This window comes from Kitasatospora sp. NPDC001225 (genome assembly GCF_053597855.1).
This window is the reverse complement of sequence record NZ_JBSFJC010000076.1, coordinates 36,472-42,598: the sequence shown is the minus strand read 5'-3', so window position 1 is coordinate 42,598 and position 6,127 is coordinate 36,472. Positions and strand designations below refer to the sequence as shown.

Annotated in this window: 8 protein-coding genes; 4 read left to right on the top strand and 4 right to left on the bottom strand. The window is 71.3% G+C overall.

The genetic code is table 11. From position 1 onward, the window contains the following. Window positions 1–78: 78 nt before the first annotated feature. The 4 genes from ACWDCZ_RS24540 to ACWDCZ_RS24525 form a co-directional block, all read right to left on the bottom strand. Entirely contained in the window at window positions 79–837 is a 759-nt protein-coding gene (locus ACWDCZ_RS24540; RefSeq protein ID WP_449816969.1) for a hypothetical protein, read from the bottom strand. Next, window positions 837–1,502, bottom strand: a complete 666-nt coding sequence (locus tag ACWDCZ_RS24535; protein WP_449816968.1) for a hypothetical protein — start codon at window positions 1,500–1,502, stop codon at window positions 837–839. Before ACWDCZ_RS24535 ends, ACWDCZ_RS24540 begins: the two co-directional genes overlap by 1 nt. Before the next feature lie 600 nt (window positions 1,503–2,102). Continuing rightward, window positions 2,103–2,492 carry a helix-turn-helix domain-containing protein gene (locus tag ACWDCZ_RS24530; RefSeq protein ID WP_449816967.1) on the bottom strand — a complete coding sequence of 130 codons (390 nt, stop codon included), beginning with the start codon at window positions 2,490–2,492 and terminating at the stop codon, window positions 2,103–2,105. Continuing rightward, on the bottom strand, window positions 2,489–2,935 hold the full coding sequence (locus ACWDCZ_RS24525; protein WP_449816966.1) for a hypothetical protein: 447 nt from the start codon (window positions 2,933–2,935) through the stop codon (window positions 2,489–2,491). The genes ACWDCZ_RS24530 and ACWDCZ_RS24525 overlap by 4 nt, the downstream gene beginning before the upstream one ends. 225 nt (window positions 2,936–3,160) lie before the next feature. Here ACWDCZ_RS24525 and ACWDCZ_RS24520 point away from each other — a divergent pair, with 225 nt between their 5' ends. The 4 genes from ACWDCZ_RS24520 to ACWDCZ_RS24505 all read left to right on the top strand — a co-directional run bounded on the left by ACWDCZ_RS24520 (window position 3,161) and on the right by ACWDCZ_RS24505 (window position 6,127). After that, window positions 3,161–4,006 carry an RNA polymerase sigma factor sigma-70 region 4 domain-containing protein gene (locus ACWDCZ_RS24520; protein ID WP_363380455.1) on the top strand — a complete coding sequence of 282 codons (846 nt, stop codon included), beginning with the start codon at window positions 3,161–3,163 and terminating at the stop codon, window positions 4,004–4,006. A gap of 3 nt (window positions 4,007–4,009) precedes the next feature. Next, window positions 4,010–4,819, top strand: a complete 810-nt coding sequence (locus ACWDCZ_RS24515; RefSeq protein ID WP_449816965.1) for a protein phosphatase 2C domain-containing protein — start codon at window positions 4,010–4,012, stop codon at window positions 4,817–4,819. 42 nt (window positions 4,820–4,861) lie between these two features. Beyond that, window positions 4,862–5,119, top strand: a complete 258-nt coding sequence (locus tag ACWDCZ_RS24510; RefSeq protein ID WP_449816964.1) for a hypothetical protein — start codon at window positions 4,862–4,864, stop codon at window positions 5,117–5,119. A gap of 411 nt (window positions 5,120–5,530) precedes the next feature. Continuing rightward, on the top strand, window positions 5,531–6,127 hold the full coding sequence (locus ACWDCZ_RS24505; RefSeq protein ID WP_449816963.1) for a lytic polysaccharide monooxygenase auxiliary activity family 9 protein: 597 nt from the start codon (window positions 5,531–5,533) through the stop codon (window positions 6,125–6,127).

The following is a 6,127-nucleotide window of genomic DNA, read 5'->3' as shown; positions in this document are numbered from 1 at the left end:
CGCCGGACAACATCACCCGAAGGGTGGGGAGATCAACTGAGCAGGTTTGGCCAACCTCAGAGCACAGACTGGGGAAATTCAGAGAGCGTCATCAAGGAGGTTGCGCCAGACGACCATGGGCAGGAAGCGGTTGTAGGTGCCGCCGGCCATCTCGGCGTCCTGCATCTTGGCCCGCAGCTCGCGGGAGCTGATGTGGCCGACGACGGCGATGTGCGGGGCGGTGGCGTGCAGGGCGTCGCGGTTCATCACGCCGAGGTCTTCGCCGTTCCAGGCCTGGCGCAGGATGCCGCTCAGGGAGGAGCCCTCCCGGCGGCCACGGGCCATGGTGACGCCGTACTCGGACTCGATCACCCACAGGCGCTTGTCGGTGACCCCGGGGTCCTTGTCGCCGTCGCCGTCGCGGACCATGTCGATCAGGCCTTCGCCGGAGGACAGGCCGGAGCGGGTGTTGGAGGCGATGAAGTCCGGGACGGCGGCCTTGAGCAGGCGGCGCACGGTGTTGGTGGCGGCGCCCTTCCTGCCCAGGGAGGTGCCGCCGATGGTGAGGGCCCAGATCAGGGCGGGGTGGCGGTCGTTGCCGATCCACATGAACGGCCCCGGGCCGATGGCCGCGCCCGCGGCGGACAGGAGGTTCACCAGGATGCCGACGGGGTCGGCCTCGGTGGTCGGGTCGAGCGCGGCGACGGTCTCTCCGGCCCAGCCGCAGAACACCTCCGGGTCCGGGACGGGGCCCGGCCGCTCGGGGCGCACGAGGCCGGGCGCGGGGTCGTACATCGGGTTCGGTCGGGTCTGTGGTCGGTCGTCGGGGGTGGTGGCGAGGTGGAGTTCGACGGGCATCAGGCGCTCTCCGCAAGGGGCTGGGTGTCGGGGAGGTCGACCTGGCGGCCGGAGTGGTGGTGGCGGTGCCAGCCGGGGCGGCCGGGGATCGCGACCGGCGGCCACCTGGCCGAGGCGCTCACGGCCCGTTGGGCGGCTTCGGCGGCGCGGGTGCGCTGCTCGGCCAGCTCCAGCGCGCTGGGGTGGTTGGACCAGGCCCGCACCGTGCGCACCAGGCGCTTCCAGGCGGCTTCGTCCTCGGCCACCCACGCGGCCCGGGTCTGCTCGCCGATTGCGATGGTGGTGCGGAGGCCGGCGTGCAGGTAGAGCGGGGCTTCCTCGCTCTGCTGGCGCCAGGCTTCGGCGGCGGTGATGAGGGCGGCTTCGCGGCGCGGGTCGGCCGGCGGCAGGGCGGCGAAGGCGGGGGAGCCGTAGTCGGGGATGCCGACGGGCTGTCCCCACCGGTCGAGCACCACGGTCGGGGTGATCCGGCGGAGCGCGCTCACGAACCGGTCGGCTGCCCACCGGGCGGTCGACCGGTGCGCGTCCCGCACCGGCGCGGGGAGGGCGATCGGGTCGGGCAGCACCGCCGCTTCAACCACGTCCGGGTCCGCTTCAAGGACACCGGCGGGCGCTTCAGCGGCACCGGCGCCGGGGGCGTTCACCGGGCGCTCACCGGCGCTCACGGCGCCGTGTCCACCGCTCACGGACGGGCCCGCTTCAGGCCCGCCAGTGGCCGTTTCAGCGGCGCGGGCCGGGGCTTCAACCGCACCGGCGGGCGCTTCAGCGGCGGGGTGGACGGGGCGGTGAGTACCCGACTGAACGGCGCTCACGGCCGGGCCGGTTTCAGCTCGACGGGCGCCGGTTTCAGCGGCGGCGGCCGGGATTTCAGGCCCGGATGGTGGAGGTTCCTGGGGGCGGGCGTCGGCCCCGTCATGGCTGGTCACAGCTACTCCTGCAAGGCGAGGGAAGCGCTTCCGGGAAACCGGGAACGGTCGGCGGAAACGCGGCGAGCGAGTCGGGTGGCAGTCGGGCCGTGACGCCTGGTCAGTGGGCGACCGATGCATGGGGGAACGGGACGGGAAGCGCTTCCCGGGAACCGGGAACGGTCGGCGGGTAACGCCGGGAACGGTCCCGTGAGCGGCGGTGAACAGCCGGGTGTTCACCGCCCCGCGCGTGCCCCTGAAAGTCGGCCGACTGCGGTTGAAACCGGGCCAGTCGGGCGGCCGGGTGAGCGGGTGGTGAGCGCCCGTGAGCGTCGGTGAGCGCTCACCCGGGACAGAGCGTCAGGCCGCGAGCGGGAGGAGGCCGACGACCGTCTCCGGCAGACCCAGGAGGCGGGCGATGCGCCGCAGCTGGGCGACGTCGCGGATGGTGCGCTTGCCGCGCTCCAGGAGCGAGACGTACGGCTGGCTGAAGCCGAGGAGGTCGGAGAGGTCCTGCTGGGTGAAGTGGGTGTCCGCGCGGAACCGGCGCAGGATGGCGCCCAGGTCCGGGCCCGTCTCCTGGGCGGCGGGCTCCTCGGCCGGGAGCGCGGCGACGGAGGCCAGGCGGGCGGCACGGCGGTCGTCCGGGCCCACCGTCCGACGGCACGGGCCGCACAGCCGGTCGGGGTTGCTGCGGCTGAGCCGGGCCGAGCAGCGCGGGCACCGGCGGATCTCGACGACCGTGTTCACGCCGCCACCGCCTTCGCGACGGCCGGGGCCACCAGGGAGAGGACCGGCGCGGTCGGGGTCGGCGGCTGCGGGGCGGTGACGCCGAACATCCGGGTCACGGCCTCGGCCACCAGCTTGGTGTAGGCGTAGAACGGCCGGCGCGAGTGCGACAGCGCGGTGCGGGCCAGCTCCGCGTACTCCTCGATCTGGTGGGCGTCGGAGTCCACGATCGCGAAGCGCAGGGCCTCCGCCAACTCCTCGGACTTCAGCAGGTCCGAGGCGGTGAGCGTCATCTCCGGGTGGAAGGCCAGCAGGCCCACCAGGTCGAAGAACCGCAGCGACAGCGACACCCGCACCGAGACGCGGGCCTCGCTCTCGCCCGGGTCCGCCTCGCCGAACAGCGAGACGTTCTCCTTCGCCGGGCCGACCGCGAGCGACGACTGAGTGATGAGCGGAGCGTGCATGATGGAACTCCCTTCACCGGGGCACGGAGCGGCGTACTGACTTGGCGGTTGGGCGCGCCGCTCCGCTGCATTTGTGCAGGTCAACGAAGTGCTAAGCCCGTTCCTTGTGTTGCTTAGGGGGGCTTTCGCTCTCTCGCGATACCCAAGGTAGGCAGTCGCTATCTGTGCGTCAAGTCCCTCTAGCGGTAGGCTTGCTTCGCCCCCCTAGGCAGTGAAGGGATCACCATGCACGAGGAGCTTGAGCGGGTGGCCAACGTGGCCGTCCCGATCGACCGGGCCAAGGCGGCGATTGCCCTGATGGCGGACTACCAGAACCGGGTGGTCGAGCTGTCCCGGGTCCGCCGGGAGGCCATCGAAGAGGCATCGGCGTCGGGCATGTCGCAGACCGAGATTGCAGCCCTGCTCGGCGTAAGCCGTGGGCGTGTCGGTCAGCTCGCGTCGGCCGGCCCCGCGCCGGAGCGGGCCTTCTTCGGCCTGGGGCCGATGACCGTGGCGGTCGGCGGCAAGTACGAGGCGGGGAAGTCCCCGGACGAGAACCCAAGCCAGGTCGTGACCAGGGAAGACCTGAACAACTACGAGCACCTGCGGAAGCTGTTCGCGGGCCTGAAGCTCGACTCCGAGTACGAGGTCATCCCGCCGTCCGGCATCGTGAACCTCAACCGCGAGCACCTGGTCGTCATCTGCGGCCCGCGGCTGTCCCCGATCGTGGCCCAGGTGCTTGAAGGTGACGACAACCTGCGGTTCCGCAAGGACACGGCTTGGCACCTGGTGGACCTGCACACCGAGACGGAGTACCGCTCCCCGCTCGACGTGGACGGCACGGCCGGGGATGTCGGCTACCTCGCTCGGCTTCCCCGCCTCGACGGTAAGGGGACGTTCCTCTACGTCGCGGGCATCCACGCGATCGGCGCGAACGGCGTCGTGCACTACCTGGAGAACCATCTCGGCGAGCTGTATCGCGAGGTGCGGACGAAGCGTTTCTCCACGCTCATCTCCTGCCGTTACGACCCGCAGACCCTGGAAGTTCTGGAGAGCAGCAGGATCACCCCGATCTACCGACACGAGGGCTGACAGATGCGCGTCTCCATCGCCACCGCACCCGGTGGCACGAACCCCAATGAGGACTGGGCGGCGGCCACGCCCACGCTTGCCGTCGTCCTGGACGGCCTGAGCACGGCCGGACTGGACACCGGCTGTCGGCACGGCGTTCCTTGGTACGTCGCCCAGTTGGGCGGCCACCTGATGGCCGCGCTGGCAGAGTCCGGCCGGCCGCTGGCTGACGGGCTGGCGGATGCCCTGGAGCGTGTGGCGGTGCTCCACCCCGGGTGCGACCTCGGCAACCCCGGTACGCCGTCCGCCACGGTCTCGATCCTGCGGGCCGGTGCCGACCAGTTCGACTACCTCGTTCTCGCGGACTCACCCATCGTCTTCGAGCGGGCCGACGACTACCACGTGGTCACCGACCTGCGAGTCGACACCGTGGTGCCGGAACTCCGGGCGGAGACGGAACGGTTCGCCACCGGCACGCCGGAGCACGCCGAGGCCGTCCGCCGGATGGTCGAGGCCCAGCGGCTCACCCGGAACACCGTGGACGGCTACTGGGTGGCCGCCTCCACCGGCGAAGCCGCGCACCACGCGCTGACGGGTGTGGTGCCCCTCGATGGCGTCCGCTCGGTGGCCGTGCTGTCCGATGGGGTCTCGCGCCTCGTGACCGAGTACCGCACGGCATCCTGGGCGGATGCGTTTGCGACGCTTCGGGAGGCTGGCGCGGACGGTCTGATCTCGCAGGTCAGGAAGACCGAGGCCACCGACCCCGATGGGCGCCGCTGGCCGCGTTTCAAGTCCGGCGACGATGCAACCGTGGCGTTCTGTCAGGTGCCTTGAGGGGTCAACTTCGCAGAGCCTGGCCCTGGCTAGGATCTGGTCATGACTTCTGAATCGCCCAACCCCACGGCGCGTGGCATCGAGATCATGGCGGCGTGGACCGAGAGCAGCGATGGCCGGGGGACGGACTTCGCGCTCAGTCGACTCACGGAGATGGCCACAGAGGACGGTGAGCGTGGCTTGGTGGACGCCTCGATCGGGCTGGCCAACGTCGCGGGCTACCTCCTGCTGATGCTTGAGCGGGAGACCGGCAAGACCCCACAGCAGGCACTCCAGGAGATTGCCAAGCTGGGGGCCTAGTTCTGGGCCGTCCATGGGCCGTCCGGCGTCGATCGAGGGTGGCCAACGATGACAACTATCAACGGCTCAACCGCAGGTCAGAGGCCCCTGATCAGGCCCGCAGAATCGACAGGCCAGACCCAGGGCAAGAAGTAGGCCGCTTGCCGCTACGGCCCCGCCACCCGGTCCGACCGGGCGGCGGGGCCTTCGTTCGTTTTCGGTCGGTTCGGGGTCAACCCGCTTGCCTGGTGGTGGAGTTGGGTAGGTGGGAAAATGGTTCAGACCATTGACGGCCGCAGTCGGCGGCTCCTACCGTGAGGGCACCGGACTGGCGCAGGCATGCCAGGATCTCCCCGTCCGGGCCGCCGCACCCCCACGCGCGCGCGTCTGTGCCCCCGGCGCACACTCCATCCACCCCCACGGAGGAGCACCATGCGCACACGCCACATCGTCGGGGCGGCCGTCGCCGCGCTGGCGATCCCGCTGACCCTCGCCTTCCCGGCCGCGTCCCACGGCTGGATCACGACCCCGCCCAGCCGGGCCGCGCTCTGCGACACCCACGTGGACGGCGTCCCGTGGGACTGCGGTGACATCCAGTGGGAGCCGCAGAGCGTCGAGGGCCCCAAGGGCTTCCCGGCCCTCGGCCCCTCGGACGGCACCATCTGCGCCGGCGGCAACGCGCGCTTCGCCGAGCTGGACGACCCGCACGCGGGTGCCTGGCCGACCACGCCGGTGACGGCGGGCGGGCAGCTCACCTTCACCTGGAAGTTCACCGCCCGGCACGCGACCACCGACTTCCGGTACTACATGACCAAGCCGGGCTACGACGCGAGCCAGCCGGTCACCCGGGCCAACCTGGACCTGACGCCCTCCCTGACCGTCCCGTACGGCGGGCAGCAGGTGCCGAGCACGCTCAGCCACACCGCGACCATCCCGGGTGGGCGCACCGGCCACCAAGTGGTCGTCGCGGTCTGGACGATCTCCGACACCGGGAACGCCTTCTACTCCTGCACCGACGTCGCGTTCTGA

Coding starts and splice junctions, on each gene's coding strand:
- ACWDCZ_RS24540 (WP_449816969.1), bottom strand. CDS start 837: ATGCCCGTCGAACTCCACCTCGCCACCACCCCCGACGACCGACCACAG.
- ACWDCZ_RS24525 (WP_449816966.1), bottom strand. CDS start 2,935: ATGCACGCTCCGCTCATCACTCAGTCGTCGCTCGCGGTCGGCCCGGCG.
- ACWDCZ_RS24520 (WP_363380455.1), top strand. CDS start 3,161: ATGCACGAGGAGCTTGAGCGGGTGGCCAACGTGGCCGTCCCGATCGAC.
- ACWDCZ_RS24515 (WP_449816965.1), top strand. CDS start 4,010: ATGCGCGTCTCCATCGCCACCGCACCCGGTGGCACGAACCCCAATGAG.
- ACWDCZ_RS24510 (WP_449816964.1), top strand. CDS start 4,862: ATGACTTCTGAATCGCCCAACCCCACGGCGCGTGGCATCGAGATCATG.
- ACWDCZ_RS24505 (WP_449816963.1), top strand. CDS start 5,531: ATGCGCACACGCCACATCGTCGGGGCGGCCGTCGCCGCGCTGGCGATC.